Here is a 26183-nt window from a genome sequence, read left to right on the forward strand (position 1 = left end):
GGCGGACGACAGTCCGGCTCAGCAAGACTTTCTAAGCTGCGGTCGCCCAGAACAAGGAGACCACGTGCTTTCAGGCAAGACCCCGCGCATCCTGCAGCAGCAGCCGCGCCGCGATGACGACAGCGACAGGCAGCAGCAACAACAGTCCGGCTCGCGCGAGTTCCAGCCCCGGGCGGGCGACCAGCAGCAGCGTCTGCAACGGCAACAGATGGGGGAGGGCAACCCCTCGCAGGAGAAAGGCGGGCGCTGATCCTTCAGCCGCGCGCCGGGGCGCCGTTGCGCGCCAGCTCGCGCAGGTCGCGCTGCCAGCCGCGCAGGCGCTGCACCGCGGTCTCGCGCTGGGCCGGCGTGGTGGCGTTGTGGCCCGCGGCGAAGCTGCGGCAGCCTTCCTGTGTCAGCGCCTCCTGGTGCGCGCGCCAGGCCGCGTCGGGCGAGGACTGCACCCGCTCGAAGTAGCCGCGCATCAGGCCGCGCGCCTGCGCCAGCTCCAGGCCCGGCGCCTGCAGCTGGCGCAGCGTCTGCAGCATGTCCTGCTGGCGGCGCTGGCGCTCGGCCAGGATGCGCTGCGGATCGAACACCGACTGCGCCAGCTGCCGGCGCAGCACCGCCAGCTGCGGCTCCTCCAGGCGGCCGTACACCCGCTCGCTGCGTTCGACGATCCGCTCCAGCCGCTGGTCCAGGCGCTCGCCGGGCGGCAGGCGCAGCCACTCGCGCCGGTACTCCTGGTTGTTGCGAGCATAACGCCGCTCCAGGTGCTGCAGCTGGTCGGGCGTGAGCGACAGAGCCAGGGTGACGATGGCCGGCTCTGCCCGCTCGGCCACCGCCAGCAGCCGCTTGCGCGCCTGCTCGAACAGGTCGCAGGCCTGCGCCGCCGTCACCTCGCCCGGCGCCAGGCGCTCCAGCCCCTGCAGCAGCTCTTCCACGCGCGGCAGCTCGGTCTCGCGGTGCCAGAGGTGCAGCCGGGCGATGTCCCCGCGCACGCGCGACGCCTGCGCGGTGTCGAAATCCAGGTAGCCGTCCAGCCACCAGTATGCGACTTCGTCCAGGTTGTTGTAGCTCAGTTTGACCGCGCTGCAGGCGGCCAGGGCCAGGCACAGGGCCAGCAGGCCGATAATCCGCAGCCGTAGTTTGAAGGTGGTCATGGGATGAAGGAGCCTCAATGACAGCAGTGGATGTGGTCGTCATGGCCGCCGGCAAGGGCACGCGCATGAAAAGCCGCCTGCCCAAAGTGTTGCACCGATTGGGCGGCCGCGCGCTGCTGGCCCACGTGGTCGAATGCGCCGCGGGGTTGAAGCCGCGCCGGGTGATCGTGATCACCGGCCACGGGGCCCCCGAGGTCGAAGCCGCGGTGGGGCGCCTCGCGCAGGCGGGCGGCCTGCAGGACTGCTCATGCGTGCGTCAGGAGCCGCAGCTGGGCACCGGCCATGCGGTGCAGCAGGCGCTGCCGCACCTGCCGGAGGACGGCATCTGCCTGGTCCTCAACGGCGACGTGCCGCTGATCGAGGCGGCCACGCTGCAGGCCCTGGTGGACGCCTGCGGCGGCGAGCGGCTGGCCCTGCTGTCGGTGGAGATGGCCGACCCCACCGGCTACGGCCGCATCGTGCGCGAAGGCGACGCCGTGCGCGCCATCGTGGAACACAAGGACGCCGGCGAGGCGCAGCGCGCCATCCGCGAGGTCTACACCGGCTTCATGGCGGTGCCCAACCGGCTGCTGCGCCGCTGGCTGCCCCGGCTCACCGACGACAACGCGCAGCGCGAGTACTACCTGACCGACATCGTCAAGCTGGCGGCGCAGGACGGCGCCGCCGTGGTGGCGCAGCGCACGCACGACCAGGTGCAGGTGGACGGGGTGAACAGCCCGCTGCAGCTGGCCGACCTGGAGCGCGCCTACCAGCGGCGCCAGGCGCGCCGCCTGCTGGAGTCCGGCGTGCGCCTGGCGGACCCGGCGCGCTTCGACCTGCGCGGCCAGCTCAGCTGCGGCCAGGACGTGGAGATCGACGTCAACTGCGTGTTCGAGGGCGAGGTGGCGCTGGGCGACGGCGTGCGCATCGGCGCGAACTGCGTGATCGCCAATGCCCGCATCGAGGCCGGCGCGGTGATCCATCCCTTCACCCACATCGAGGGCGAGAAGGCCGGCGTGCGGGTCGGCGAGGGCGCGCTGGTCGGGCCGTTCGCGCGCCTGCGGCCGGGCGCGCAGCTGGGCGCCGAGGTGCACATCGGCAACTTCGTGGAGGTCAAGAACAGCAGCCTCGCGCGCGGCGCCAAGGCCAACCACCTGGCCTACCTGGGCGACGCCACCGTGGGCGAGCGGGTCAACTACGGCGCCGGCTCCATCACCGCCAACTACGACGGGGCCAACAAGCACCACACCGTGATCGAGGAGGACGTGCACGTGGGCAGCAACTGCGTGCTGGTGGCACCCGTGACCCTGGGCCGCGGCGGCACCGTGGGCGGCGGCTCCACCATCACCAAGGACACGCCGGCCGGCGCGCTGTCGGTGGCGCGCGGCAAGCAGGTGACCATCGCCGGCTGGCAGCGGCCGGTCAAGGGCAAGAAGGCCTAGGCCCGCGGCAGCAGCGCTTCGGCCTCGATCTCCACCCGGTACCCCGGCCCGATCAGCGCGCCCACCTGCAGCATGGTGTTGGCCGGGCGCACCTCGCCGAAGAAGCGCCCGTGCGCGCGGGCTACGGCCTCCCACTCGTTCGCGTCGGTCAGGTACACCCGGGTGCGCACCACGTCCTGCGGGCCCGCGCCCAGGGCCCGCAGGCTGGCCGAGATCTTGTCCAGGATGTAGGTGGCCTGCGCGCCCGCGTCCTGCGGCGCGATGACCGTGGAGGCGCCGTGCGTGGCGGTGGTGCCGGACACCAGGATGCGGCGGCCGTCCCGCACCGCGCGGGAATAACCCGCCAGCGGTTCCCAGACGCTGCCGCTGTCCACCCGCAGCCGCCCCGCCCGCCCCGGCACGGGCTGCGCCCGGTACACCTGCGGCAGAGATTCCAGGTGGTGGCTCAGGTCGCCCGAGGCGGTGAGGAAGGGGGGCTTGCGGTATTCGTCGCCGCAATCGCCCGGGATGGCGCGCGTGGCGGCGAAGGCCCGCTCCAGCAGGGCATGGTCGCGCGCGTCGAGCCGGAACGAGAACACCCGGGCGTTGCCGGCCCGGTGCTCCGACTCGCCCAGGCGGGCGCCGACGATGACCGCGGCCACGGCGGGCTGGTCCAGCACCCAGCGGGTGGCCACGTTGGCGATGGACACCCCGTGGCGCAGCGCGACGGCGTGCGCCGCCCGCAGCACGCCCTGCAGCGCGTCCCAGCCGCCCACCGCCTCGATGAAGCGGCGGTACTTCATCTTGCTCCAGTCGCCGATGGCTTCGGGCTCGGGCTGGTCCAGCCAACGCTCCGACAGGAAGCCGCCGGCCAGCGTGCCGTAGGCCAGCAGCTTCACGCCGCGTGCGAGGCACAGGCGGCTCATCTCGCCCAGGGCGCGCCGGTCCAGCAGCGAGAGGCAGACCTGGTTGGTCGCGACGGGGATGCCGTGCGACAGCAGCAGGTTCAGGTGGGCCGTGTCGAAGTTGGTCAGGCCCAGGTGCGCGACCAGGCCCTCCTGGCGCAGCCGGGCCAGCTGCGCCATCGCGTCGATGTACTGCGGGTGGTCGAAGGACCACCAGTGGAGCTGCATCAGGTCGATGCGGCGCGTGCGCATGCGTTCGCGCGCCCGGTCGACCGCGGCGCGCACCACCTCGGCCGTCATGGGGCCGGGCTCGGGGCACCACTTGGTGAAGGCCGCCAGGCGCAGGCCCTGCGACAACGCCTGGCCGGTGATGACCTCGGCCGAGCCGTAGTGGTCGGCCATGTCGAAGGCGTCGAAGCCGTCGGCCACGTACGCGGCCATCGCGGCCGCGCCCGCGGCAGGGTCCAGCGGCGGCCGGCCCCGCTCCATGTCCGCCACCTGCCACAGGCCGGTGACGATGCGCGGGATGGTGCAGCCGGGGGCGAGCTCGGTGCGCTCCATCGCCGGCGGTCGCGCGGGCGGGTCCCCGCTCATCGGGGCAGGCGGGCCTGCACGGCCTGGACGTCCTCGGCGCTCATCTGGCCGGTGGTCGCCACCTCCCCGTTCTGGATGCGCCACAGGCGGAAGGGGCCGACGATGTCGCCGTTGCGGTCGAACTCCACCGCCCCGATCACGCCCACGTAGCGCACCGGCTTGCGCTCGCGGATCAGCTGCAGCGCGCGGGCGAAGCCCTCGGGGCCGGCGTGCACCACCTCGCCGCCCGGCCGGGTGACCTCGCGGACGGCATCGCGGATGGCCGCGGCCTCGAAGCGGCCGGCCCTGGCGATGGCCAGGCCCAGGATGGCCGCCGCGTCGAAGGAGCGGTCGGCCGCCGGCGCGTTGGCGTCGAAGCCGCCGCTCATGGCGGGGTAGGCCTTGGCGAAGTAGTCGGTGCTGGGCGTGCGGCTGGTCCCGGACGAGGTGCCGAAGGCGTTGTTCAGGTACTGCGCGCCCACGCCCTTGATCAGGTCGGCCGAGTTCATCCCGTCGTTGAGCAGGAAACGCGGCTCGCCGCCCTGCTGCAGCCAGGTGCGCAGGAGGGTGGTGCCGTCACCGGGATAGCCGATCAGGTAGAGCGCCGGCGGGTCGCCCTGCAGCGCGCGCGTGACCTCGGGCGCGTACGAGGCCTGGCTCTGGTTGTAGGGCGTGATGCTGGTGATCTTGCCGCCCAGCGCCTCGTAGGCCTTGCGGAACTCGGCCAGCATGTTGACGCCGAAGTCGTTGTTCACGTGGATCACGGCCAGCTGGCGCATGCCCTGGTCCAGCGCGTACCTGGCCGCGGCCGTGCCCTGCAGCGCGTCGGAGGTGATGGTGCGGAAGAACCAGCCCCTGGTCTGCCCCTCGGCCGCCAGGCGCGTGAGCGTGGGCGAGGACGAAGCCGGCGAGACCTGCACCACGCCCGCCGGCGCGGTGACCGAGGTCACCATGGGAATGGAGTCCGAGGAGATGATGCCGCCGATGATGGCCGGCGTCTTGCGCAGGTCCACCAGCTGGCGCGCCTGGTCCACCGCCACGCTGCCCTGGCTCTGCGAGTCGCGCAGCTCGAAGGCCAGCTGGCAGCCGGCGATGCCCGCCGCGCCGGCGGCGGCGTTGAGGTCGCGAAAGGCCAGTTCCACCGACTTGGACGCGGCCTGGCCGAAGCGGCCGGCCGGGCCGGTGAGCGAGACCACCATGCCCACGTTGTGGCGGCAGCCGGGCGCGCCGGGCGCCGTGGCGGGCGCCTGGGCCCCCGCGGGCAGGGCGGCGCAAAGCAGCGCGGACAGGGCGAGCAGGGACGGGAGCTGGGTCACCGGTTTTCTCCTTGGTTCAGGTTGTATTTCATGATTCGGCCGTGCCGCCCCTGGCGGTCCCGCTCGAGGGTGTAGGTATCGCCCTGCGGGCCGGGGCACTGCGCGAGCAGCCGGTCGATCGCGGCATGGTCGGCGTCGGACAGCGCGAAGTCGAAGACCTTCAGGTGCTGGGGCAGGTGCGCGGCATAGCGCGCGCCGACGATGGCCGCGGCCACGTGGGGCCGCTCCAGCACCCAGCGCGTGGCCACCGCCGCGATGTCCACGCCGTGGCGGTCGGCGATGCCGCGCAGCAGCCGCAGCAGCTCCTGGAACTTCGTCCAGCCGCCGAAATCGTCGATCACCAGCTTGTACTTGACCAGCGAGCGGTTGCTGGGCGCCTGCGGCTCGGGCGCGCCCAGCCAGTGGTCGGTGAGGAAGCCGCCGGCCAGGGTGCCGTAGCACAGCAGGCGCAGCGGGGTGCGCGCGCACAGGTCGGACAGCGTCCCGGCCGGCCGCCGGTCCAGCAGCGAGTACTGCACCTGCATGCTCACCAGCGGGACGCCGGCGTCCAGCAGCTGCCGCGTGTGCCCGGTGTCGAAGTTGGTGCCGCCCAGGTGGCGGATCAGTCCCTCGCGCTGCAGCCGGGCCAGCCATCCGGCGACCCGCAGCATGCCGGGCACCTCGTAGTCCCACCAGTGGAACTGCACCAGGTCCAGCGCCGGGGCGCGCAGGCGCTGGCGCGAGCGCTCGTTGATGCGGCGCACGTAGGCCTCATCGACCTGGGACAGGATGGCCAGGTCGGGCACGAACTTGGTGTGCACGCGCAGCCGCGGCTCGCCCGCGCGGAACTCGCCGATGATCTCCTCCACCCCGGTGTAGATGTCGGCGCAGTCGAACACGTCGACGCCGGCCGCCACGAACTGCGCCATGTCGGCGATGGCCCGCCGGCGGTCCACCTCGCCATGGTCGCCGGCCAGCTGCCAGCCGCCGCGCAGCAGGCGCGGGATCTCGTAGCCCGGCGCCAGGGTGTAGCGCTCGACCGTCATGCCGCAGCCCCCGGCAGCGCGACGGCCGTGGTCTCGCCGTGCTCGAAGCGCCGCTTGCCCAGGCGGGTGATGCGGAACCGGGTGGGGCAGTGGGGGTCGGGGCAGGCCACCTCGGCGTCGGTGCTCATCCAGTCGTGGGGATCGGTGGCCCGCTGCTTGGCCGGCAGCAGCGGCAGCAGGGCCGCCAGCGAGTACATGGAGAACCCCTGTCCCGGCGGGAAGTGCAGCATCTCGCCGCGCACCTCGAACCAGTCGCCGGGGCGGGCGTTGCACCAGATCCTGGCGCCCGGCGGGGCCACGACCTCGACGCGCAGGTCGTGGAGCTCGAATCCTTGAGGCATGAAGTAGCTGCTCTGCTTGGTGTGACAATGCACACGATGCTGGCATTGAACCGTTTGGTCAAGGCTTTTGGCGGCCACCGCGCGGTCGACGGCCTCACCTGCGCCATCCCGGCCGGCCGCATCACCGGCGTGATCGGCCCCAATGGCGCCGGCAAGACCACGCTGTTCAACTTGGTGGCCGGCGCGATGAAGCCCACCTCGGGCGAGATCCTGTTCGAAGGCCGCCCGATCGGCGGCCGGCGCGCCGACCAGGTGTTCCGCGCCGGCATCGGCCGCACCTTCCAGATCCCCCGTCCCTTCCCGGCCATGACCGTGCTGGAGAACGTCATGCTGGCGCCGCCCGCCCAGGCCGGCGAGTCCTTCTGGCGCAACTGGCTGCGGCCGGGGCAGGTCCGCGCGCAGGAGCGCGCGGTGCGCGAGCAGGCCCTGCACTGGCTGGACTTCGTCGGCCTGGCGGGCCTGGCGCAGCAGCCGGCCCGGGTGCTCTCGGGCGGCCAGCGCAAGCTGCTGGAGCTGGCGCGGGTGATGGTGGCCCAGCCCCGCCTGGTGCTGCTGGACGAGCCGGGGGCCGGCGTCAACCCGGCGCTGCTGGACGTCATCGTGGACCGCATCGCCGCCCTGCACCGCCAGGGGACCAGCTTCCTCGTCATCGAGCACAACATGGACCTGGTGGCCTCGCTGTGCGATCCCGTCCTGGTGATGGCGCAGGGGCGGCTGCTGGCGCAGGGGCGCGCCGGCGAGGTGCTGCGCGATGCGCGCGTGGTCGAGGCGTACCTGGGGGAGGGGGCATGAACGCACCGGCCCTGCGGGTCGAGCGCCTGGAGGCCGGCTACGAGCCCGGCCTGCCCATCGTGCGCGGCGCCAGCCTGGCGGTGCAGCCTGGCGAGGTGCTGGCCATCCTCGGGCCCAACGGCGCTGGCAAGTCCACCCTGGTCAAGGCCATCGCCGGCCTGGTGCCCGTGTACGGCGGCCGCGTGCACCTGGGGCAGGCCGACATCACCGGCGTGGCGGCGCACCGGCTGTGCGGCCTGGGCCTGGGCTTCGTGCCGCAGACCGAGAACGTGTTCACCAACCTCAGCGTCGCCGAGAACCTGGAGCTGGCCGCCGCGCTGCAGCGGGTGCCGGTGCGCACCCGCCTGGCCGCGCTCTACGAGCAGTTCCCCGACCTGGCGCGCCAGCGCACGCTGCCGGCCGGGCGCCTGTCCGGCGGGCAGCGCCAGATGCTGGCCATCGCCCGGGCCCTGGTGCGCACCCCGCAGGTGCTGATGCTGGACGAGCCCTCGGCCGGCCTGTCGCCGCGGCTGGTGGGCGAGGTGTTCGCCGCGCTGCGCCGCATCCGCGACGGCGGCGTCGCGGTGGTGCTGGTGGAGCAGAACGTCAAGGCCGCCCTGGCGCTGGCCGACCGCGCCGCCGTGCTGGTGGAAGGCCGCGAGCAAGTGGTCGCGCCCGCGGCCGAGCTCGCCCGCGACCGGCGCATCGCCGACCTGTACCTGGGGCGCCACGTGGAGGCGGCCCGATGATCCTGCAGGTGCTGGCCGACGGGCTGGTGGTCGGCTCGGTGGTCTCGCTGGGCGCGATCGGCCTGACGCTCACCTTCTCCATCCTGCGCTTTTCCAACTTCGGCCATGGCGAGCTGCTGGCCTGGGGCGCCTACCTCGCGCTGTCGGCACTGGGCTGGTTCGCCGCGCTGGGCGGCGGCCAGCCCTTCGCGCCGCTGTCCTTCGGCTGGCCGCTGCTGGGTGCGCTGGCCGCCGCCGCGGCCGGCACCGCGGGCCTGGCCCTGGCGCTGGACTGGCTGCTGTTCCGGCGGCTGCGCGCCCAGGGGGCGATCACGCTGGTGATCGCGAGTTTCGGCGCGGCGCTGGCGCTGCGCAACCTGCTGTTCTTCCTCTACGGCGGCATCCCGCAGTACTACTCGGGCGAGCTGCAGATGGCCATCCGCCTGGTGCCGCGCAGCGTCGCGGGCGGCCTGCGCATCACGCCGGACCAGCTGTTCGTGCTCGCGCTCACGCTGGCCATCGTGCTCGGGCTGCATCTCTTTCTCAGCCGCAGCACCATGGGCCGGGCCATGCGCGGCACCGCCGGCAACCCGCAGCTGGCGCGGGTGGCCGGCATCGATCCCGAGCACGTGCTGCGCGTCACCTGGGTGCTGGGCGGCGTGCTGGCGGCGGTGGCCGGCGTGTTCGCCGGCCTGACCGTGCAGCTGCGCCCCACGCTGGGCCAGGAGCTGCTGCTGCCGCTGTTCGCCGCGGCCATCCTGGGCGGCATCGGGTCCGTGTGGGGCGCCGTCATCGGCGGGCTGATCGTCGGCCTGGCCGAGAGCGCCGCGGTGATGTGGGTAGGCGCCGAGTACCGGGCCGCCGTCTCCTTCCTGGTGCTGATCGCCATCCTGCTGGTGCGGCCCACCGGCCTGTTCGCGGAAAAAGCCTGAGATGCCCGCCCTGACCGACCTGCTTTCCTACGGCAGCTTCTTCCTCGTGTTCTCGACGGTGTTCGCCGTCATCGTGCTGGGGCTGAACCTGCAGTGGGGCTACACGGGCCTGTTCAACGTGGGCGTGGCCGGTTTCGTGGCAGTAGGGGCCTATACCTCTGCCCTGCTGACCACGCCCGAGGCGGCGGGCCGCGTGGCCGGCCTGGGCTGGCCGGTGGCCCTGGGCTGGGCGGGGGCCATGGCCGCGTCCGCCCTGGCCGGGCTGCTGGTGGGCCTGGCGGCGCTGCGCCTGCGGCACGACTACCTGGCCATCACCACCTTCGGCATCGCCGTGTGCGTGCAGCTGGTGGCGCTGAACGCGCAGTGGCTCACGGGCGGGCCTTTCGGCGTGCAGTTCATCCCGCGGCCCCTGCAGGGGTGGCTGGGCACGGGGCTGCCGTGGACGCTGGGCTACCTGGCGCTGTCGGTGGGGCTGCTGGCGGTGGCGTACCTGGCGCTGGAGCGGTTGGTCGCCAGCCCCTGGGGGCGCGTGCTGCGCGCCATCCGCGAGGAGGAGGACGCGGCCTCGTCCCTGGGCAAGCACGCGTTCGCTTTCCGCCTGCAGTCCTTCGTGATCGGCTGCGCGCTGATGGGGCTGGGCGGCGCGATGTACGCGCACTTCGTCGGCTTCATCGCGCCCGAGGATTTCCTGCCCATCCTCACCTTCCAGCTTTGGGCGATGCTGATCGTGGGCGGCTCCGGCAACAACCGGGGCGCCATCCTGGGCAGCTACCTGGTCTGGGGCTTCTGGGCGCTCTCGGGCGGGCTGCTGCGCGGCCTGGTCCCGCAGGCCGAGCAGGCCCGGGCGGCGGCGCTGCAGGTGATGCTGATCGGGGTGCTGATCGCCGTCATGCTGCTGTGGCGGCCCCGCGGCCTGCTGGGCGAGAACGCGGCCGTGTCGCGGCATGCGGGCGGACCGGACGCGGCAGCGGCCAAGCCCTGATCACGGCCGCGACAGCCGCACTTTCGGGTTGAATTTTCCGCGCTTGACCGAGAAGAAGGCCTTGACGTTGCGCACGTTGGCGTCGCTGGTGAACAGGCGCTGGGCCAGCGCCAGGTAGTCCGGCATGTCGGCCGCGCGCACGAGCAGGATGAAGTCCGGCCCCGGCGAGACCCGGTAGCACTGCTGCACCGCGTCGTCGGCGACCACGCGGCGCTCGAAGGCCTCCATCTGCTCGGCGCCCTGGCGCTCCAGCGTGACCTCCACGATGGCCTCCAGCCCGTGGCCGAGCAGGCGGCCCAGCCGGTCGCTGTCCAGCAGCGCGACCTGCCGCTGGATCAGGCCCGCCTCGCGCAGCCGCTTGACCCGGCGCAGGCAGGTGGGCGGCGAGACGTGGACGGCGGCCGCCAGATCCAGGTTGCTCAGCGAGGCGTCCTGCTGCAGGCGATCCAGCAGGGCAAGGTCCACGGCATCGAGAAATTCTGCAGCTTCTAGTGACGACATAACGGAATTTTATTCCGTGTAAAGGAGTGAACGATATTTAATTTCAGTGGAAGGCGAATATTGAAAACCTATTCCGTGACCGGCCGCCTACAGTTGCCTCACCTCTGAAGGAGCCCATCCATGTGTGGAATCGTCGCCGCCGTTTCGTCCCGCAACATCGTCCCCATCCTGGTCCAGGGCCTGCAACGGCTTGAATACCGCGGCTATGACTCCTGCGGCGTGGCGGTGCATGCCGGCGGCCTGAAGCGCGCCCGCAGCACCGCCCGGGTGGCCGAGCTGCTGCAGCAGGTGGAGCAGGAGCACATCACCGGCACCACCGGCATCGCCCACACCCGCTGGGCCACGCACGGCGCGCCGGCGGTGCACAACGCCCATCCGCACTTCAGCCACGGTCCCGGCGCCGACGCGGACGCCCGACCCGGACGCATTGCGCTGGTGCACAACGGGATCATCGAGAACCATGAGGAGCTGCGCGCCAAGCTCAGGGCCAAGGGCTACGTGTTCGCCAGCCAGACCGACACCGAGGTGATCTCGCACCTGGTGGACAGCCTGTACGAGGGCGACCTGTTCGAGGCGGTGCAGATGGCGGTGTCGCGGCTGCAGGGCGCCTACGCCATCGCCGTGTTCTGCAAGGACGAGCCGCACCGCGTGGTCGGCGCCCGGGCCGGCTCGCCGATGGTGCTGGGCGTCGGTGCCACCGCCGGGGCCGACACGTCCGCCGACGGCGAGCGCTTCCTGGCCAGCGACGCCATGGCCCTGGCCGGCGTGACCGACCAGATCGTGTACCTGGAAGAGGGCGACCTGGTGGACATCCAGCTGGGGCGCCACTGGGTGGTGGACAAGGCGCGCAAGCCGGCCACCCGCCCGGTGCGCACGGTGCTGGCGCACAGCGGCGCGGCCGAGCTGGGCCCGTACCGGCACTACATGCAGAAGGAGATCTTCGAGCAGCCGCGCGCCATCGGCGACACGCTGGAAGGCGTGCAGGCCGTGGTGCCCGAGCTGTTCGAGGCTTCGGGCAACCATGCGCCGGGGCAGGGCGCCCATGCGGTGTTCAAGGCCGTCGACTCGGTGCTGATCCTGGCCTGCGGCACCAGCTACTACAGCGGCTGCACCGCCAAGTACTGGCTGGAGAGCATCGCCAAGATCCCGACCCAGGTGGAGATCGCCAGCGAGTACCGCTACCGCGACTCGGTGCCGAACCCGCGCACGCTGGTGGTGACCATCACCCAGTCGGGCGAGACCGCCGATACGCTGGCCGCGCTGCGCCACGCGCAGTCGCTGGGCATGCAGCACACGCTCACGGTGTGCAACGTCGCCACCTCGGCCATGGTGCGCGAGACCAAGCTCGCCTACGTCACCCGCGCCGGGGTGGAGATCGGCGTGGCCTCCACCAAGGCCTTCACCACCCAACTGGCCGGCCTGTTCCTGCTGACCCTGGCGCTGGCCCAGGCCAAGGGGCGGCTGTCGGCCGAGCAGGAAGCCCAGCACCTCAAGGCCATGCGCCACCTGCCGGCCGCGCTGTCCGCGGTGCTCGCGCTGGAACCGCAGCTCATGAGCTGGGCCGAGGACTTTGCCAAGAAGGAGAACGCGCTGTTCCTGGGCCGTGGCCTGCACTACCCGATCGCCCTGGAGGGCGCGCTCAAGCTCAAGGAGATCACCTACATCCATGCCGAGGCCTATGCCGCCGGCGAGCTCAAGCACGGACCGCTGGCCCTGGTGACCAGCGAGATGCCGGTGGTCACGGTGGCGCCCAACGACACGCTGCTGGAAAAGCTCAAGAGCAACATGCAGGAGGTGCGCGCCCGCGGCGGCGTGCTGTACGTGCTGGCCGACGCCGATACCCGCATCGAGAGCGAGGATGGCATCCACGTGATCCGCATGCCCGAGCACTACGGCCCGCTGAGCCCGCTACTGCACGTGGTGCCGCTGCAGCTGCTGGCCTACCACACGGCCATCGCGCGCGGCACGGATGTCGACAAGCCGAGGAACCTGGCGAAGAGCGTGACGGTGGAGTGAGGGTCTCACGACTCAACCAGAAGTTGCGAGACGCGGCAAGTAGCCCGATCGGGTGACAGCCGCCGGCTTAACGTCGTGTGGGGAATGAGCTTAGGTCGAGTTCGCTAGCACATGTTGGAATCCCCTGTGCCCGGACAGAGCTTTTGCTCTTGACCGCAAGCACCCTGAGGGGGTGTTTGCGGCAATCATCGATTGCGGGCTCTCTCGTATCGCTCTGACGAGCCCAACTTTTGGAGGGGATTCCCGTGAAAAGCAACTTCAAGAAGAATTCGACGCGTGCCGCGCTGGCCGTGGCTCTCGCTGTGGCTGCCCTGAGCGGTCATGCGGTGGAAGGCGTCGCGAGCGCCAGCGGGACGGTGGTCGCCCCGATCGCGGTCACCAAATCAGCCGACCTGAACTTCGGCAAGTTCGCGCCCGGCACGGGCGGCTCGATGACCGTCAGCACCAGCGGCGCCGCGACCTCGACGGGCGTCGTCCGCTCGACCGCCGTGACCCCGACCGCGGCCCGGTTCGACGTCTCGGGCGACGCGAACGCCACCTATGCCATCACCTACACCGGCAGCAGCACCGCCCTGACCCACGCGGTCGACTCGACCAAAACCATGGCCCTGAGCATCCACAGCGACCTGACCGCGGGCAATGCCACCAGCGGCACCGTGTCCTCCGGTACCTTGTCAGGCACCGGCACCCAGTCCGTGTATGTCGGCGGCACGCTGACCGTCGGCGCGGCGCAGGTGGCCGGCACCTACAACGGCAGCGTCAAGGTGCAGGTGGAATACAACTGACGTCCCAGGTGCTGCGCTGCTGCCGGATAGCGGTCCTGGCCGCTGCCCTGCCGCAGGCCGCGGCGCAGCAAGCCCTCTCCGTCACCCCCGTCGCGCCGCTGGCGTTCGGCCGCTTTGCCGCCGGCACGGGCGGCCAGGTGACCATCAGCGCCGGCGGCGTTCGAACGGCCAGCGGCGGCGTGGTGCTGCTGTCCTCCGCCGGGGGCTCGCCCGCCCAGTTCTCCCTGGCCGGGGAACCCCATGCCGCCTACTCCATCGGCTTGCCCGCCGATGGCTCGGTGGTGCTCACCAATGCCGCCGGCCACACCATGCCCGTGCAGTCCTTCTTCAGCAGCCCCAGCGGTTCCGGCCAGCTCGGGCCGGGGGGCACCCAGACGATGTCCGTCGGAGCCAGCCTGGGTGTCGCCGCAGGCCAACGCGTCGGCAACTACTCCGGGAGCTTCCAGGTGTTTCTCAACTACAACTGATCCGCAGTGCCATGGCTGAGCACATCATCCTCCCCATGACCTTCTCCGCCGTTTTCTCCCGCCGCCGGATCGCCCTGCGCGCGGCCTGCGGCCTGCTGCTGTCCCTCTGGTTGGCCGACGCCGCCAGGGCCGACCTGCTGGTGTACCCGACCCGGCTGGTGTTCGAGGACAACGCTCGGGCCGCGCAACTCGACCTGAACAACAACGGCAACGAAACGGCCACCTACCGCATCACCGTCATCAACCGGCGCATGACGGACACCGGCAGCTTCGTCGAGATCGACAAGCCGCAGCCGGGCGAGCTGTTCGCCGACGAGATGATCCGGTTCTCCCCGCGGCAGGTGGTGCTGGCTCCGGGGGCCACCCAGACCGTGCGGGTGTCGGTGCGCAGGCCGGCGGACCTGCCGCAGGGCGAATACCGCTCGCATCTGCATTTCGAGCGGGTGCCCGAGGCCAGCGGCGGCAGCAACGTGGAGGTCGCGGCCCGGCCGGGCGAGCTGGGCGTCCAGCTGCGCATGCTGGTCGGCGTCACGATCCCGGTGATCGTCCGCCAGGGCGCCACCAGCGCAACGGTGAGCCTGTCGGGATTGGAGCTGAGCCGGCGGGCGGCCGAGCGTATGCCCACGCTGGCTTTCGTGCTGAACCGGGCCGGCAACCGTTCCGTGTACGGCGACCTGGGCGCCACCTTCACACCACGGGGCGGCACCGAGCAGCAGGTGGGCAAGGCCGCGGGTGTCGCCGTGTACACGCCCAACCCGCTGCGCCGCGGACGGCTCGAGCTGCAGCTGCCGCCGGGGCTGGTGCTGTCCCGCGGCACGTTGCGCCTGAGCTACCGCGACCGCCCGGAAGCCGGCGGCAAGCTGCTGGCCGAAGCCGTCCTGCCGATCCCCTGATCCACGGCGCTGACGAGCGTGCTGTTGCGGCCCCTGGCATTGGCTGCCGCGCTGGCCGTGGCCCTCCCGGCATGGGCTGAGCTGCCGATCCGGTCGGCCGCGCTGGAACAGCGCGATGGCGGCACCCGGCTCATCCTGGAGTCGACCGAGGAATTCCACTTCACGCTGTTCATCCTGCGCTACCCGAACCGGCTGGTGCTGGAGATCGAGGACGTGACCCGCACCGGTGTACTGCATGCCCTGGCCGGCCAGATCCCCGCCAGCCATCCTCACCTGCGGTTGATTCGCGTCCGTCCCGCGCCCGGCAAGCCCCGCGCCGTGCATGTCGAGCTGGAGCTCAAGGGCGAGATGGTCGCGGCGGTGCGCACGTTCAAGCCCTCGGGCGGCCGCGACCACCGGCTGGTGCTGGACCTGGCGGCCGCCGAATCGCAGCCGGCCGGCGCCGCGATCTCGCCCATCCCCGCTCCTGCACCTCCACCTGCCAGCCCACCTCTGCGACCCTCGCCGCCTCGTCCTGCTGCTGCGCCCGTACCCCCCAGCGCGGTTGCCGAGGACACGCTGCTGCTGGAGGTCACGCTGGACGACCATGTGCTGGCCGACGCGATCACGGCGTACCAGGAGGGCCGCCGCGTCTTCCTGCCGCTGGGCGAGCTGGCCGGCCTGCTGACGCTGGCCATCCGCACCCAGCCGGCGCAGGGCACGGCCGAAGGCTTCGTGCTGAGCGAGGCGCGCAGCTTCCGGCTCAACGTCCCCCAGCGGCGGCTGGCGCTGGGCGAGGAGGCGCAGGCGATCGACCCGGCGCTGGTGCGCGTGCGCGGCGACGACATCTATGTGGAAAGCGGGCTGCTGGCGCGCTGGCTGCCGGTGGACCTCCACCTGGACATGTCGCGGCTGCGCCTGCGGGTGCGCCCGCGCGAGACCCTGCCGCTGCAGTCGCGCCTGCAGCGCGAGCGCGCAGGCGCGCGCGTGGGCACCCGCAGCGGCGGCTGGCAGGACCCCGGCTTCCCCCGGCTGGAAACGCCCTATGGACTGGCCGGCACCCCCTTCCTCGACCAGACGCTGGGGCTGGGCCTGCGCACCGGCAAGGGCCGGACCGAGTACAGCGCCAGCTACACCACCTACCTGACGGGTGACCTGCTGGGCCTGGAATCCTCGCTGTTCGTCAGCCGCACCCGCGAGCGCCCATCGACGGAGGTGCGCTATGCGCTGGGTCGGCATGACCCGGACGCCGGCCTGCTCGGGCCGCTGCAGGCCCGCTCCGTGTTCTTCGGCAGCGGCGTGGGCCTGCCCAGCGTCCCGCACGTCGCGCTGAGCACCCGCGTCGGCGAAGGACGCGGCCTGACCCTGAGCAACCGGCCCCTCAACCAGCCGGCCAACTTCGACCGCCATACGCTGGAAGGCGACCTCCCGCCCGGCTGGGACGTGGAGCTGTACTACAACGACGCGCTGGTCGGCTTCCAGCGGGCGCGGCCGGACGGCCGCTACCGGTTCGAGGATTTGCTGCTGAGTTACGGCGCCAACGAGTTCCGGCTGGTGTTCCACGGGCCCCTGGGGCAGCAGCGCGTGGAGCGGCGCAGCTTCCTGCTGGACCAGACCAGCACGCCGGCCGGCGCCGTGCACTACCACCTGACGCAGCACCGCGACGATGCGGGGGCGCTGCGCTCGGTAGGCCAGGTCGACTGGGGCCTGAGCAGCAACCTCACCGGCAGCGCCGGCTGGGTGCGGCTGCCGGATGCGATCGGGTCCGCCGCAACCGGCTCTTCGGTCTACGGCAAGCTGGGCCTGCGCGGATTCTGGGGCGATGTCATCGCGGGCACCGACCTGCTGCGGGGTCCGGCGGGCGGGTGGCTCAGCGACACCGCGATCAAGACACGCGTGGGCAGCGTCGCAGTGGACTACAACCATGTGCAGCTGCAGGACTTCGTGAGCGAGGTGTTCCCCAGCGCTCCCGATCCGCTGCGCACCCGCGACCGGTTGCGCCTGCAGTCGGCGCTGCCGGCCCCCGGGAACTGGCCGCGCCTGCCCGTGACGCTGGAGGTGCAGCGTGACCGGCAGGCGTCGGGCAGCAGCAGCCTGCTGCTGGGCGGCCGGGTATCGGCCTATGTGCGGAACACCTCCTTGACCCACCAGCTGGCCTGGCAGGAATCGGGCAGCGGCACCAGCTCCTTCCTGGGCGCCCTGAGCCTGAGCCACCGGCTGGGCGACGTGGGTGTGGCGGGCCAGCTGGGCTACACCCTGCGGCCCGCGGCCCGCCTGGACACGATCGCCGTGTCCGGGGACAGGCGTTTCGGCGAGGGCTACCTGGCCAGCGTCGGCGTGGCGCGCGCCATGGCCAGCGGCGAGACCCTCTATTCGGCGAGCCTCAACAAGATACGCGGGGAGTACGGCCACGGGCTGAGCGCCACCTATTCGAAGGCCGCGGGCCTGACCGTGGGCCTGCAGCTGTTCTTCGCCATGGGCCGGGAACCGCGCGAAGGCCGCTGGATCTCCGACGCCCTGCCCAAGGCCGACACCGGCGCCGCCTCCCTGCGGGTGTTCCTGGACGGCAACGGCAACGGCGTGCTGGACGCGGGTGAGGAGCTGATCGCCAACGCCGGGCTGATCGTCAACGGCAGCCGCCAGCCGGCACGCACCAACGAGGCGGGCGTGGCCTGGCTGGACCGGCTGCCCACCCGCGTGCCGCTGGACATCGCGCTCGACGTGCAGACGCTGGAGGACCCGTTCTGGCAGCCGCTGCACAAGGGGGTGCGCATCGTCGCGCGGCCGGGGCACGTGGCGACCATCGACCTGCCGGTGGTGCAGATCAGCGAGATCGAGGGCACCGTCTACCTGCAGGAAGGCCGCGCCCGGCGCGGCATAGGCAACGTGGCGATCGAGCTGGTCGATGCCGCCGGCAGCGTCGTCTCGGGCGTGCGCAGCAGTTCCGATGGTTACTACGTGCTGGCCGGCGTCCTGCAGGGCCGCTACACGCTGCGCCTGTCGCCCCAGCAGCTCAGGCAGCTCGGGCTGGCCGACCCCGGCGGCCGCCCAGTCACCGTCGGCGCCCAGGGCAAGCTCCTGAGCGGCGCCGATTTCGTGCTGAAGGGCGCGCCGAAGCGCTGATCCGCACCAGCGACGTCCCCGAGCCCCCCGGGGAGGCGGACGCTGCGTACACTGGCCCCATGCAAGCACTGGGCTGGTCCCTCATCGCCTTGGCCAGCTTCGTGGTGATGGAAGGCCTCGCCTGGCTGTCGCACCGCTACGTGATGCACGGCTGGGGCTGGGGCTGGCACCGCAGCCACCATGAGCCGCGCCAGGGCTGGTTCGAGCGCAACGACCTGTACGCCTTGGTGGGCTTGGCTTTGTCGGTCGGGTTGTTCCTGATCGCCGGACGGCTCCAGTGGCCCGCGCTGCAGGCGGCGGCGGTGGGGGTCACCGCCTACGGGCTGGTGTACGCCTTCGTGCACGACGGGCTGGTGCACCAGCGCTGGCCGTTCCGCTACCTGCCCCGCAACCGCTACCTGCGCCGGCTGGTGCAGGCGCACCGGCTGCACCACGCGATGCACACGCGCGAGGGCGCCGTCTCGTTCGGCTTCCTGGTCGCGCCCGACCCGCGGCGCCTGGCCGAGACGCTCAAGGCGCGCCGGGCGCGCCAGCGCGGCGAAATGGAGGCAGGCCATGTCGGCCCTCGCGACTGATCCGGTGGCCCCGGCGCAGCGCCGCCAGGCTGCGGTGGGCCTGCTCCTGGCTTCGCTCATCCTGTCGGGCTGGCTGGCGCTGCACCTGTGGGGGGTGTTCTTCTTTCCGCTGCACGGCGCCTGGCTCTGGGTGGCGCCCCTGCAGGTCGCATTGCAGACCTGGCTGAGCGTCGGCCTGTTCATCGTGGCGCACGACGCCATGCACGGCTCCCTGGCGCCGGGGCATGCGCGGCTCAACCGCGCCATCGGGCAGCTGTGCGTGGGGGCGTATGCCGGTTTCTCCTACGGGCGGCTGCACGCCTGCCACCACCGGCACCATGCCGCCCCGGGCACGCCGCAGGACCCCGACTTCCATGCCGAGCGGCCGCAGGCCTTCGGCCCCTGGTTCCTGCGCTTCTTCCTGTCCTACTTCGGCTGGCGCGAGCTCGCCCTGCTGACACTGGGGGTGGGCGCGTACCTGCTGGCCGGCGCCCGGCTGCCGAACCTGCTGCTGTTCTGGGCGCTGCCGGCCCTGCTCAGCGCGCTGCAACTGTTCATCGTGGGCACCTGGCTGCCGCACCGGCACCGCGCCGGGCAGGATCCGGCGCGCGACTTCGTCGACCCGCACCGCGCGCGCACGCTCGACCTGCCCTGGCTGGCCTCGCTGCTGGCCTGCTTCCATTTCGGGCTGCACCATGAGCACCACCGGGCGCCGCATGTGCCCTGGTGGCGGCTGCCGGCCGAGCGCCGCGCCGCACGCCCGGCCCGCTGAGCGCGGGCTCAAAGCGGCCGCACGAACAGCCCCGGCGGCCGCGGCGGCAGCGCGACGCCATGCGCGATCAGCGCCACGCCCGCACCCCGCGCGACCAGCCACAGCTTTTCCATGCGCGAGGTCGCGACCCGCTGGTCCCAGGCGTGCCCGCCCTGGGCCCGCACCTTGCGCCCGATCTCGCGGTAGATGCCGCGCGCCGTGGCGATCGACCAGGCGCAGCGCATCGGCAGCTCGCCGATGCCGGCCACGGCCGAGGCGTAATAAGGATCGGCCGCGCCCACCAGGCGGGCGGCGACCCGGGCCAGCGCCTCGCGGTTGGGCCCGTGCAGCACGCCGTCCAGGCCGTCGATGCCTTCCTCGCGCAGCCAGTCCTCGGGCAGGTAGAGCCGGCCGATGGCGGCGTCCTCCACCACGTCGCGGGCGATGTTGGTGAGCTGGAACGCCAGGCCCAGGTCGCAGGCCCGGTCCAGGGTCTCGGGCCGGCCCGACCCCATCACCCGCGCCATCATCACGCCCACCACGCCGGCCACGCGCCAGCAGTACAGCAGCGTGTCGGGCAGCGTGCGGTAGTGCGCGCCCTGCACGTCCATCGCGAAGCCGGCCAGGTGCTCCATGGGCCAGGCCGGCTCGATGCCGTGGCGGCGCACCACTTCGGCCAGCCCCTGGAACACCGGCTCGGGCCCGGGCCGGCCGCCGCAGGCATCCAGCGTCTGCTGCTGCAGCCGGGCCAGGCGCTGGGCGCCGCCTTCGCGGTCGCCCTCGCGCTGCCCATGGCCCAGCGACTGGCCGTCCACCACGTCGTCGCAGTGCCGGCACCAGGCGTACAGCAGCACCGCGCTCTCGCGGGTGTAGCTGTCGAACAGGCGCGTCGCGGCCGCGAAGCTCTGCGAGCCCGCCTCGATGGTGCGTGTCGCGTGCTCGAGCAGGGCGGCGTCGCTCACTGGCCACCCTCCAGCATCAGGCCGGCCGTGGCCTTGGCCGATCCCACCACGCCCGGCACGCCGGCGCCGGGATGCGTGCCGGCACCGACGATGTAGAGGTTGGGGATGGCGTCGTCGCGGTTGTGCGGGCGGAACCAGGCGCTCTGCGTCAGCACCGGCTCCAGCGAGAAGGCCGAGCCCAGGTGGGCGCCGAGCTCGTCGCGGAAATCGGCCGGCGTGAAGATGCGGCTGGTCACCAGGTCGCGCCGCAGGTTGGGCATGTAGCGCTGCTCCAGGTAGGCCAGGATGCGATCCCGCAGCCGCGGCCCCTCCACCGACCAGTCCAGCGCGGCATTGCCCAGGTGCGGCACGGGCGCCAGCACGTAGTGGCTGGAGCAGCCCGGCGGCGCCAGCGACGGGTCGGTGATGCAGGGGGCATGCAGGTAGAGCGAGAAGTCGTCGGCCAGCGCGCTGCCGTGGAAGATGTCCTGGATCAGCTCGCGGTAGCGCGGGCCGAAGCACACGGTGTGGTGCGCCAGCTGCGGCTGCGGCCGGGACAGGCCGAAGTGGATGACGAACAGCGACATGGAGAAGCGCTTGCCCTTCAGCCGCGCCGCCTCCTGCGCGCCGCGCGGCACGTGGCCCAGCAGGCGCTCGTAGGTGTGGACCACGTCGGCGTTCGAGGCCACCTGGTCGAAGGCGAGCCGCTGGCCGTCCACCCGCAGCGCGCGGGCCCGGCCGCCCTCCACCTCGATGCGCTGCACCGGCGCGGACAGCCGCAGGGTGCCGCCCAGGTCCTCGAACAGCCGCACCAGGCCGCGCACCAGCGCGCCGGTGCCGCCGCGCGGGAACCACACGCCCCACTCGCGCTCCAGCGCATGGATCAGGGCGTAGATGGACGAGGTGGCGAACGGGTTGCCGCCCACCAGCAGCGAGTGGAACGAGAACGCCTGGCGCAGCTGCTCGTCGCGGATGAAGCGCGAGACCATGCCGTAGACGCTGCGCCAGGCCGACAGCTTGGCCAGCTGCGGGCCGGCCTGCACCATGCTGCGGAAGTTGAGGAAGGGCACCGTGCCCAGCTTGAGGTAGCCCTCGGCGAACACCGCCCGCGAGTAGGCCAGGAAGCGGCGGTAGCCCTCGACGTCGGCCGGGTTGCGGGCGGCGATCTGCGCGTCCAGCGCCGCCTGGTCGTTGGCGTAGTCGAAGTGCGAGCCGTCCTCCCAGCACAGGCGGTAGAACGGCGCCACCGGCAGCAGCTCCACGTAGTCGGCCATCCTGCGGCCGGACAGCTGGAACAGCTCCTCCAGCGCCGACGGGTCGGTGATCACCGTGGGTCCGGCGTCGAAGGTGAAGCCCTGGTCCTGGTACACGTAGGCCCGGCCGCCCGGCTTGTCGCGCGCCTCGAACAGCGTGGTCTGCACGCCGGCCGATTGCAGCCGGATGGCCAGCGCCAGGCCGCCGAAGCCGGCGCCGATGACGGCGGCGCTGCGCAGCGGGGCGTTCATTGGATGACCTCCTGGGCGCGGCCGCCCGCCGGGCGTCCCAGGGCGGCGCGCACGGCCGCGGCCAGCGGCACCGGCGGCTTGCCGCTGACGATGCGCAGCCGGTCCCAGGCGGTCAGGCGCGAGCCGTAGAAGCGGGCGATCAGCGGCTCGGGCAGCCCATAGAAGCGCTGCATCACGCGCCAGCGCTGCGCCGGCGCCGCGGCGCGGAACAGCATGCGATTGAGCAGCCGGAAGAAGGCCTGGTCGCGCCAGCGCTCCATCGCATGGGCCCGCACGGCCTGGAACAGCGCGCCGGCCGACAGGTCGGGCAGCCCGGCCACGCGCTCGGCCAGCCGCACGGCCTCCGGCAGCGAGTAGCCGGTGGTGGGGTGGAACAGGCCGGCGGCCAGGCCCGAGCGCGGCACGCCGCCGGCCCGGGACCACAGGGCCTGCGGATCGCCGTCCAGCGTGATGGGCAGCACGCCGCGCTCCTCGCGCAGCACGCCCGCGGGACGCCAGCCCTGCGCCTGCGCGTAGGCGGCGAGGTTGCGGCGCAGCGCCGCCTCGTCCACGGCGTCGCCGTCGGCGTAGAAGGTGTCCTCCACCAGCACCGTGCGCTCGTCCAGCGGCAGGGTGTAGACGAAACGGTAGCCGTCGTGCTGCGGCACGGTGGCGTCCATCAGGATGGGGCCGGCCAGGCCGTGCGGCGCTTGCAGCCGCAGCACCTGCCCCAGGAACTTCTGGAAGCCCAGCTCCAGCGGCGCATCGGGCGGCAGGCCGCGGCCGTCGATCACCGCGCCCGCCCGCAGCCAGCTGCCGTCGGACAGCCGCACGTGCCCGGGGCCGACTTCGGCCACCGCCGTGTCCAGCCGCACCGCGTCGCCCAGTGCCCCCCGCAGCACCGCATCGAAGCGCTCGGAAGCGATGGACGCATAGCCGCCCGAGAGCTGGCGCGCCAGGCCGGGAAAACGCACCTCATGCCGGTCCCAGCGCCAGCCGACCAGCGGATCCAGCATCCGCTGCTGGTCCGGCGCCAGGTCGGTGGGATGGAACGACCAGGTGTGGTTGCCGCCCAGGGCCGGCCCGGCTTCCAGCAGCAGCACGCGAAGCTCGGGCCGGCGGTGGCGCAGCCACCAGGCGATCAGGCCGTTGGCCAGCCCGCCGCCCGCCAGGACCAGGTCGGCGTCGTGCGCGCCGTCGGAGTGCCGGTGCATCTCAGGCCCGCTGCGGCATGAGCGTCGGCGCCGGGACGGGCGTGCCCGAGCGGGCCGGTTCGCCCGACCGGAGCACCGGCCGCCCGGTCCTCGAGGCCTGCTCGACGATGTCGGCCGCCCGGGTGACGCCGCCGGCCGCGCGCACGTCCGCGCCGAGGGCGCGGGCGCGCGCCGCGTAGCCGGGGTCGTCCAGCAGCTGGCGCAGCGACTCGCGCAGGGCCGAGCGGCTGGCCAGCAGCGGCAGCAGCTTGCAGCCGGCGCCGGCGTGCACCACGCGGGCGGCCACGCCCGGCTGGTCGAAGGCGACGGGCAGGGCCAGCATCGGGGTGCCGGCGGCCAGCGCATCCATCACGGTGTTGAGCCCGGCATGGGTGACCACCACGTCGGCCCGCTCCAGCGCCGCCTGCTGCGGCGCGAAGCCGGTGACCCAGGTCGCGCCGCTGCGCTCCAGGGCCTGGGCCTGGCGCATGCCCAGCCGGTCGCAGTGGGCCAGCAGCAGTTGAACGCCTTCGTCGCGGCAGGCCTGGGCGATCCGGCGGAACAGGCCGAAGCGGCCGCCCTGCAGCGTGCCCAGGGAGGCGAAGACGAAGGGCACATCGGCTTTCGGCTGGCGCTGCGGCGGGAAGCTCAGGCGTTGCGGCCGCCGCGTCGGTGCTCGCAACGGACCTACGTGATGCAACTGCGGCGGCGCGGCCTCCCGCGGGAAGTCGAACGAGGCGGTGGTCTGGCTGATCTGCGCCAACGGCGACAGGCACTCGGCCAGCGTCTCGCGCGGGCGCAGCCCGAACCCGCGTGCATGGCGGGCGATCACGCGCGCATGCGGCCGCATCAGCCAGTCGTACACGCGCGCGCTGCCTTCGTTCAGCCGCTCGCCCGCCAGGTCGCGCGCCCAGCCCCAGGGCATCACCGGCAGCGGCAGGCGCGCCTCGCGGTTGACCGGCAGCGCGCAGGCCACCGAGACGAAGGGCAGGCCCATCGCTTCGGCCACCAGGCCGCCGGCCGCTTCCATCTCGTCGGCGATGACGGCGTCCACGCCCAGGTCGCGCAGGGCGGCAGGGGCTTCGCTGCAGAGCATGTCGGTGGCGGCGGCCACGTCGGCGATCACCCGGGCCAGGCCCAGCGGTCCGCCGGGCCGCGCGGCGCGTTCGATCACCCGCTGCAGGCTGCCGGGCGGGTGCGTCTGCCGGCCCAGCGCGCGGAAGCGGATGCGCGGGTCCTGCAGCAGCGCCCGCGCCTCGCCCTGGTGCAGCCAGCTCACGCGGTGGCCGCGGGCCAGCAGCTCGCCGCAGAGCGCCTCCAGGGCGCGGACATGGCTGAGGAAGGGTGGGGCGAGGACGGCGAAGTGGCGCACGGTGAGAGAGGCTCGACAGGCGGGGCAGTCTCATTTTGGGACAGGTGTGCTGTAGGACGGCGCCGCGTTCGCCCCTTGACTGCCCCGTTTAGGAAAGGCCTTGGATAACCTGCTGCGAGCAGGGCACCCACGCGCCACGCCATCCCCAACGACCGTACCCAAGGACGAACCTCCATGTCCAGCTCCGCCGTACCGACCGTGACCCTGCAGACCTTGCTGGCTTGGCGCGCCAGCGTGGACGCGCGGCTGGCGCAGCTGCTGCCGCCCGGCGCGGACGGCCTCGGCGCCGCCATGCGCGATGCCGCCCTGGCGCCGGGGAAACGCCTGCGCCCCCTGCTCATGCTGGCGGCGGGCCGGGCCCTGGCCGGCCGGGGTGAGGCGGTGCTCGACCTGGCCTGTGCGGTGGAAATGGTGCACGCGGCCTCCCTGGTGCTGGACGACATGCCTTGCATGGACGATGCCCGGCTGCGCCGCGGCCGGCCTGCGGTGCACGTGCGGCATGGCCAGGACGTCGCGATGCTGGCTGCGGTAGCGCTGTTGACCCAGGCGTATGGCGCCGTGGCAGCCGCGCCTGGGCTGGACGGCGCGGTGCGGGCGCAGCTGGTCGGTGTGCTGTGCGACGCCGTCGGCGCGCGCGGCCTGGTGCGCGGCCAGTACCGCGACCTGCGCGAAGGCGCCGCCGCGCGCAGCCTGCAGGACATCGCCGAAACCAACGAGCAGAAGACCGGCGTGCTGTTCGCCGCCGCGCTCGAGATGGCGGCGCTGGCGGCCGGCGCGCCGGATGCGGTGGCTGCGCTGCGCGCCGCGGCCGGCGAGATCGGCCAGGCGTTCCAGCTGCGCGACGACCTGGAGGACGGCGCAGCCGGCACGGCCGTGCCGCTCAAGGACCGGCACAAGGACGTGGGCAAGAGCACCATGGTGGCGCTGCTCGGGCGCCCGGCGGTGCAGCAGCGGATGGACGCTCATCTGCGGCGGGCCGAGGGCCTGCTGCGCAGCGGCCTGCGCGGCGACGAGACCCTGTGCGTGCTGCTGCGCCAGGCCTTCGGCAGCGCGCCGCCTGCCGTGTCCGCCAAGACGCCCGCACCGCGGCGACGCGCGCCCGCACCCGACCTTGTCGCCGCAGCGGTGGCGGCAGGCGCGGGCGGGGCCGAGGGACATGCCTCCGCTTCCTAGAAAACGCGGTTCTTTCCACGGCTGAGCAGGGGCGCGGGCTTGGTGACGCCGGCCTGGCGCAGTCCGGTCAGGTACCGTTGACAGGCACCCGGCGGGGTGAAACCATGGCCCTCCCATGAGCCATGAACTGCCCGCCACGCAAGAGCCTTCCGCCGGGTTCGCATGGAGGGACCCGGCGCAGGCCGAGGCCGCGCGCTACGTGCTGCTGCGGCGCCTGGCGCCGGCGATGCGGCACCACCTGGTGGTCAACCTGCAGCCCATCGGCATGGTCTACGAGGTCATGCAGCGCCGCCTGCGCGCGCCCCAGCCCGACCTGTCGCAGGCCCTGGGCAGTGCCCACAAGATCCATGGCTTCGCCCGGGCCGCGCTGAGCTCCTGCCTGGACGTGGTGACCTGGCTGGTGCCGGAGGAAAACGCCGCCATGCCGCTGGCCGACGGCGTGCGCGAGTGCGCCGGGCTGCTGGCGAGCAACCTGAGCTTCCGCGGCTACGGGCTGCGCAACGAGGTCGGCCCCCTGCCTGGCCAGGTGCGCCGCGCCGCCTTGCGCACCATGCTCACGGCACTGCTGATCCATGCGACCGACGAGCAGCCTTCGCCGGCGGAACTGGTGCTGACGGCCCAGGCGGGTGCCGAAGGGGCGGTCCTCACGCTGACCGTGCGCCCGGCGCAGGGCGCCGGCGGCTTCGCCACCGAAGCCGGCTACCGCGGCCTGGCGCACCAGGACCTGGAGGCCCTGGCGGCCGCCGAATCCGTGCGCCTGGAGCGGGAGGGCTGGTGCTGGCGGCTGTCGCTGCCCTGGGTGGGGTCCGCCCAGGCCTGAGCCGCGGCGTCCCGGC

At 72.7% G+C, this 26183-nt stretch carries 25 protein-coding genes; 15 read left to right on the forward strand and 10 right to left on the reverse strand.

The genetic code is table 11. The annotated features are described in order from the left end of the window. Positions 1-64: 64 nt before the first annotated feature. The gene (locus RTA_RS03845) at positions 65-250 is read left to right on the forward strand and encodes a hypothetical protein (protein WP_013900065.1); all 186 of its coding nucleotides are present in this window, start codon (positions 65-67) and stop codon (positions 248-250) included. A gap of 4 nt (positions 251-254) precedes the next feature. Here the strand turns inward: RTA_RS03845 and RTA_RS03850 are convergent, their stop codons facing one another. After that, positions 255-1142, reverse strand: a complete 888-nt coding sequence (locus RTA_RS03850) for a DUF6279 family lipoprotein (RefSeq protein ID WP_013900066.1) — start codon at positions 1140-1142, stop codon at positions 255-257. Positions 1143-1159: 17 nt separating this feature from the next. Here RTA_RS03850 and glmU point away from each other — a divergent pair, with 17 nt between their 5' ends. After that, positions 1160-2563 carry a bifunctional UDP-N-acetylglucosamine diphosphorylase/glucosamine-1-phosphate N-acetyltransferase GlmU gene (gene glmU / locus RTA_RS03855; protein WP_013900067.1) on the forward strand — a complete coding sequence of 468 codons (1404 nt, stop codon included), beginning with the start codon at positions 1160-1162 and terminating at the stop codon, positions 2561-2563. On the opposite strand, the gene RTA_RS03860 is transcribed toward glmU, so the two are convergent. From RTA_RS03860 to RTA_RS03875, 4 genes are read right to left on the reverse strand one after another with little or no spacing between them, the layout of a single operon-like run. Beyond that, on the reverse strand, positions 2560-4041 hold the full coding sequence (locus RTA_RS03860) for an aldo/keto reductase (protein WP_013900068.1): 1482 nt from the start codon (positions 4039-4041) through the stop codon (positions 2560-2562). The two genes, glmU and RTA_RS03860, sit on opposite strands and share 4 nt — an antisense overlap. Beyond that, the gene (locus tag RTA_RS03865) at positions 4038-5336 is read right to left on the reverse strand and encodes an ABC transporter substrate-binding protein (RefSeq protein WP_013900069.1); all 1299 of its coding nucleotides are present in this window, start codon (positions 5334-5336) and stop codon (positions 4038-4040) included. Before RTA_RS03865 ends, RTA_RS03860 begins: the two co-directional genes overlap by 4 nt. Further along, positions 5333-6361, reverse strand: coding sequence for an aldo/keto reductase (locus RTA_RS21185; RefSeq protein ID WP_013900070.1), 1029 nt, complete (start codon positions 6359-6361; stop codon positions 5333-5335). The genes RTA_RS03865 and RTA_RS21185 overlap by 4 nt, the downstream gene beginning before the upstream one ends. Next, positions 6358-6702 carry a TIGR04076 family protein gene (locus tag RTA_RS03875; protein ID WP_041675018.1) on the reverse strand — a complete coding sequence of 115 codons (345 nt, stop codon included), beginning with the start codon at positions 6700-6702 and terminating at the stop codon, positions 6358-6360. The genes RTA_RS21185 and RTA_RS03875 overlap by 4 nt, the downstream gene beginning before the upstream one ends. Positions 6703-6738: 36 nt before the next feature. Here RTA_RS03875 and RTA_RS03880 point away from each other — a divergent pair, with 36 nt between their 5' ends. From RTA_RS03880 to RTA_RS03895, 4 genes are read left to right on the forward strand one after another with little or no spacing between them, the layout of a single operon-like run. Then, positions 6739-7494 (forward strand): ABC transporter ATP-binding protein, encoded by a 756-nt coding sequence (locus RTA_RS03880; RefSeq protein WP_226986114.1) that lies wholly within the window; start codon positions 6739-6741, stop codon positions 7492-7494. Then, entirely contained in the window at positions 7491-8222 is a 732-nt protein-coding gene (locus tag RTA_RS03885; RefSeq protein WP_013900073.1) for an ABC transporter ATP-binding protein, read from the forward strand. The genes RTA_RS03880 and RTA_RS03885 overlap by 4 nt, the downstream gene beginning before the upstream one ends. After that, a complete protein-coding gene (locus RTA_RS03890) occupies positions 8219-9133 on the forward strand; it encodes a branched-chain amino acid ABC transporter permease (protein ID WP_013900074.1) in 915 nt (304 codons plus the stop codon). The genes RTA_RS03885 and RTA_RS03890 overlap by 4 nt, the downstream gene beginning before the upstream one ends. A gap of 1 nt (position 9134) precedes the next feature. Further along, positions 9135-10115, forward strand: a complete 981-nt coding sequence (locus RTA_RS03895) for a branched-chain amino acid ABC transporter permease (protein ID WP_013900075.1) — start codon at positions 9135-9137, stop codon at positions 10113-10115. Here the strand turns inward: RTA_RS03895 and RTA_RS03900 are convergent, their stop codons facing one another. Further along, positions 10116-10616 carry an Lrp/AsnC family transcriptional regulator gene (locus RTA_RS03900; RefSeq protein WP_013900076.1) on the reverse strand — a complete coding sequence of 167 codons (501 nt, stop codon included), beginning with the start codon at positions 10614-10616 and terminating at the stop codon, positions 10116-10118. It lies immediately after the preceding gene. Between the two features lie 120 nt (positions 10617-10736). Here RTA_RS03900 and glmS point away from each other — a divergent pair, with 120 nt between their 5' ends. The 7 genes from glmS (at position 10737) to RTA_RS03935 (ending at position 19205) form a co-directional block, all read left to right on the forward strand. After that, on the forward strand, positions 10737-12632 hold the full coding sequence (gene glmS / locus RTA_RS03905) for a glutamine--fructose-6-phosphate transaminase (isomerizing) (RefSeq protein ID WP_013900077.1): 1896 nt from the start codon (positions 10737-10739) through the stop codon (positions 12630-12632). A 245-nt stretch (positions 12633-12877) separates the two neighbouring features. Then, complete coding sequence (locus RTA_RS03910; RefSeq protein WP_013900078.1) at positions 12878-13417, forward strand: DUF4402 domain-containing protein; 540 nt, start codon at positions 12878-12880, stop codon at positions 13415-13417. A gap of 8 nt (positions 13418-13425) precedes the next feature. Continuing rightward, on the forward strand, positions 13426-13884 hold the full coding sequence (locus RTA_RS19640; RefSeq protein ID WP_013900079.1) for a DUF4402 domain-containing protein: 459 nt from the start codon (positions 13426-13428) through the stop codon (positions 13882-13884). An 11-nt stretch (positions 13885-13895) separates the two neighbouring features. After that, positions 13896-14777, forward strand: coding sequence for a fimbrial biogenesis chaperone (locus tag RTA_RS03920; RefSeq protein ID WP_013900080.1), 882 nt, complete (start codon positions 13896-13898; stop codon positions 14775-14777). A 57-nt stretch (positions 14778-14834) separates the two neighbouring features. Beyond that, on the forward strand, positions 14835-17879 hold the full coding sequence (locus RTA_RS03925) for an AMIN domain-containing protein (protein ID WP_226986116.1): 3045 nt from the start codon (positions 14835-14837) through the stop codon (positions 17877-17879). 59 nt (positions 17880-17938) lie between these two features. Beyond that, positions 17939-18454 (forward strand): sterol desaturase family protein, encoded by a 516-nt coding sequence (locus RTA_RS03930; protein WP_013900082.1) that lies wholly within the window; start codon positions 17939-17941, stop codon positions 18452-18454. Beyond that, positions 18435-19205 (forward strand): fatty acid desaturase, encoded by a 771-nt coding sequence (locus tag RTA_RS03935; RefSeq protein WP_013900083.1) that lies wholly within the window; start codon positions 18435-18437, stop codon positions 19203-19205. The genes RTA_RS03930 and RTA_RS03935 overlap by 20 nt, the downstream gene beginning before the upstream one ends. A gap of 8 nt (positions 19206-19213) precedes the next feature. Here the strand turns inward: RTA_RS03935 and RTA_RS03940 are convergent, their stop codons facing one another. The 4 genes from RTA_RS03940 to RTA_RS03955 are packed head-to-tail and all read right to left on the reverse strand — an operon-like array spanning position 19214 to position 24174. Further along, a complete protein-coding gene (locus RTA_RS03940; RefSeq protein ID WP_013900084.1) occupies positions 19214-20146 on the reverse strand; it encodes a phytoene/squalene synthase family protein in 933 nt (310 codons plus the stop codon). Beyond that, the gene (locus RTA_RS03945; RefSeq protein ID WP_013900085.1) at positions 20143-21630 is read right to left on the reverse strand and encodes a phytoene desaturase; all 1488 of its coding nucleotides are present in this window, start codon (positions 21628-21630) and stop codon (positions 20143-20145) included. Before RTA_RS03945 ends, RTA_RS03940 begins: the two co-directional genes overlap by 4 nt. Then, positions 21627-22823 carry a lycopene beta-cyclase CrtY gene (gene crtY / locus RTA_RS03950; protein ID WP_013900086.1) on the reverse strand — a complete coding sequence of 399 codons (1197 nt, stop codon included), beginning with the start codon at positions 22821-22823 and terminating at the stop codon, positions 21627-21629. The genes RTA_RS03945 and crtY overlap by 4 nt, the downstream gene beginning before the upstream one ends. A gap of 1 nt (position 22824) precedes the next feature. After that, positions 22825-24174, reverse strand: a complete 1350-nt coding sequence (locus RTA_RS03955; RefSeq protein WP_013900087.1) for a glycosyltransferase — start codon at positions 24172-24174, stop codon at positions 22825-22827. A 174-nt stretch (positions 24175-24348) separates the two neighbouring features. Here RTA_RS03955 and RTA_RS03960 point away from each other — a divergent pair, with 174 nt between their 5' ends. Both RTA_RS03960 and RTA_RS03965 read left to right on the forward strand, forming a co-directional pair. After that, positions 24349-25347, forward strand: coding sequence for a polyprenyl synthetase family protein (locus RTA_RS03960; RefSeq protein ID WP_013900088.1), 999 nt, complete (start codon positions 24349-24351; stop codon positions 25345-25347). A 115-nt stretch (positions 25348-25462) separates the two neighbouring features. After that, positions 25463-26167 (forward strand): hypothetical protein, encoded by a 705-nt coding sequence (locus tag RTA_RS03965; RefSeq protein WP_041675020.1) that lies wholly within the window; start codon positions 25463-25465, stop codon positions 26165-26167. Positions 26168-26183 lie beyond the last annotated feature (16 nt).

The sequence above is a fragment of the Ramlibacter tataouinensis TTB310 genome (assembly GCF_000215705.1).
GTDB classification, from domain to species: Bacteria; Pseudomonadota; Gammaproteobacteria; order Burkholderiales; family Burkholderiaceae_C; genus Ramlibacter; species Ramlibacter tataouinensis.

Bases quoted from the DNA above. Each gene is read 5' to 3' on its own strand.
- RTA_RS03850 (WP_013900066.1), bottom strand. From the start codon at position 1,142: ATGACCACCTTCAAACTACGGCTGCGGATTATCGGCCTGCTGGCCCTG.
- glmU (WP_013900067.1), top strand. From the start codon at position 1,160: ATGACAGCAGTGGATGTGGTCGTCATGGCCGCCGGCAAGGGCACGCGC.
- RTA_RS03860 (WP_013900068.1), bottom strand. From the start codon at position 4,041: ATGAGCGGGGACCCGCCCGCGCGACCGCCGGCGATGGAGCGCACCGAG.
- RTA_RS21185 (WP_013900070.1), bottom strand. From the start codon at position 6,361: ATGACGGTCGAGCGCTACACCCTGGCGCCGGGCTACGAGATCCCGCGC.
- RTA_RS03875 (WP_041675018.1), bottom strand. From the start codon at position 6,702: ATGCCTCAAGGATTCGAGCTCCACGACCTGCGCGTCGAGGTCGTGGCC.
- RTA_RS03880 (WP_226986114.1), top strand. From the start codon at position 6,739: ATGCTGGCATTGAACCGTTTGGTCAAGGCTTTTGGCGGCCACCGCGCG.
- RTA_RS03885 (WP_013900073.1), top strand. From the start codon at position 7,491: ATGAACGCACCGGCCCTGCGGGTCGAGCGCCTGGAGGCCGGCTACGAG.
- RTA_RS03890 (WP_013900074.1), top strand. From the start codon at position 8,219: ATGATCCTGCAGGTGCTGGCCGACGGGCTGGTGGTCGGCTCGGTGGTC.
- RTA_RS03895 (WP_013900075.1), top strand. From the start codon at position 9,135: ATGCCCGCCCTGACCGACCTGCTTTCCTACGGCAGCTTCTTCCTCGTG.
- RTA_RS03900 (WP_013900076.1), bottom strand. From the start codon at position 10,616: ATGTCGTCACTAGAAGCTGCAGAATTTCTCGATGCCGTGGACCTTGCC.
- glmS (WP_013900077.1), top strand. From the start codon at position 10,737: ATGTGTGGAATCGTCGCCGCCGTTTCGTCCCGCAACATCGTCCCCATC.
- RTA_RS03920 (WP_013900080.1), top strand. From the start codon at position 13,896: ATGGCTGAGCACATCATCCTCCCCATGACCTTCTCCGCCGTTTTCTCC.
- RTA_RS03930 (WP_013900082.1), top strand. From the start codon at position 17,939: ATGCAAGCACTGGGCTGGTCCCTCATCGCCTTGGCCAGCTTCGTGGTG.
- RTA_RS03935 (WP_013900083.1), top strand. From the start codon at position 18,435: ATGTCGGCCCTCGCGACTGATCCGGTGGCCCCGGCGCAGCGCCGCCAG.
- RTA_RS03945 (WP_013900085.1), bottom strand. From the start codon at position 21,630: ATGAACGCCCCGCTGCGCAGCGCCGCCGTCATCGGCGCCGGCTTCGGC.
- crtY (WP_013900086.1), bottom strand. From the start codon at position 22,823: ATGCACCGGCACTCCGACGGCGCGCACGACGCCGACCTGGTCCTGGCG.
- RTA_RS03960 (WP_013900088.1), top strand. From the start codon at position 24,349: ATGTCCAGCTCCGCCGTACCGACCGTGACCCTGCAGACCTTGCTGGCT.
- RTA_RS03965 (WP_041675020.1), top strand. From the start codon at position 25,463: ATGAGCCATGAACTGCCCGCCACGCAAGAGCCTTCCGCCGGGTTCGCA.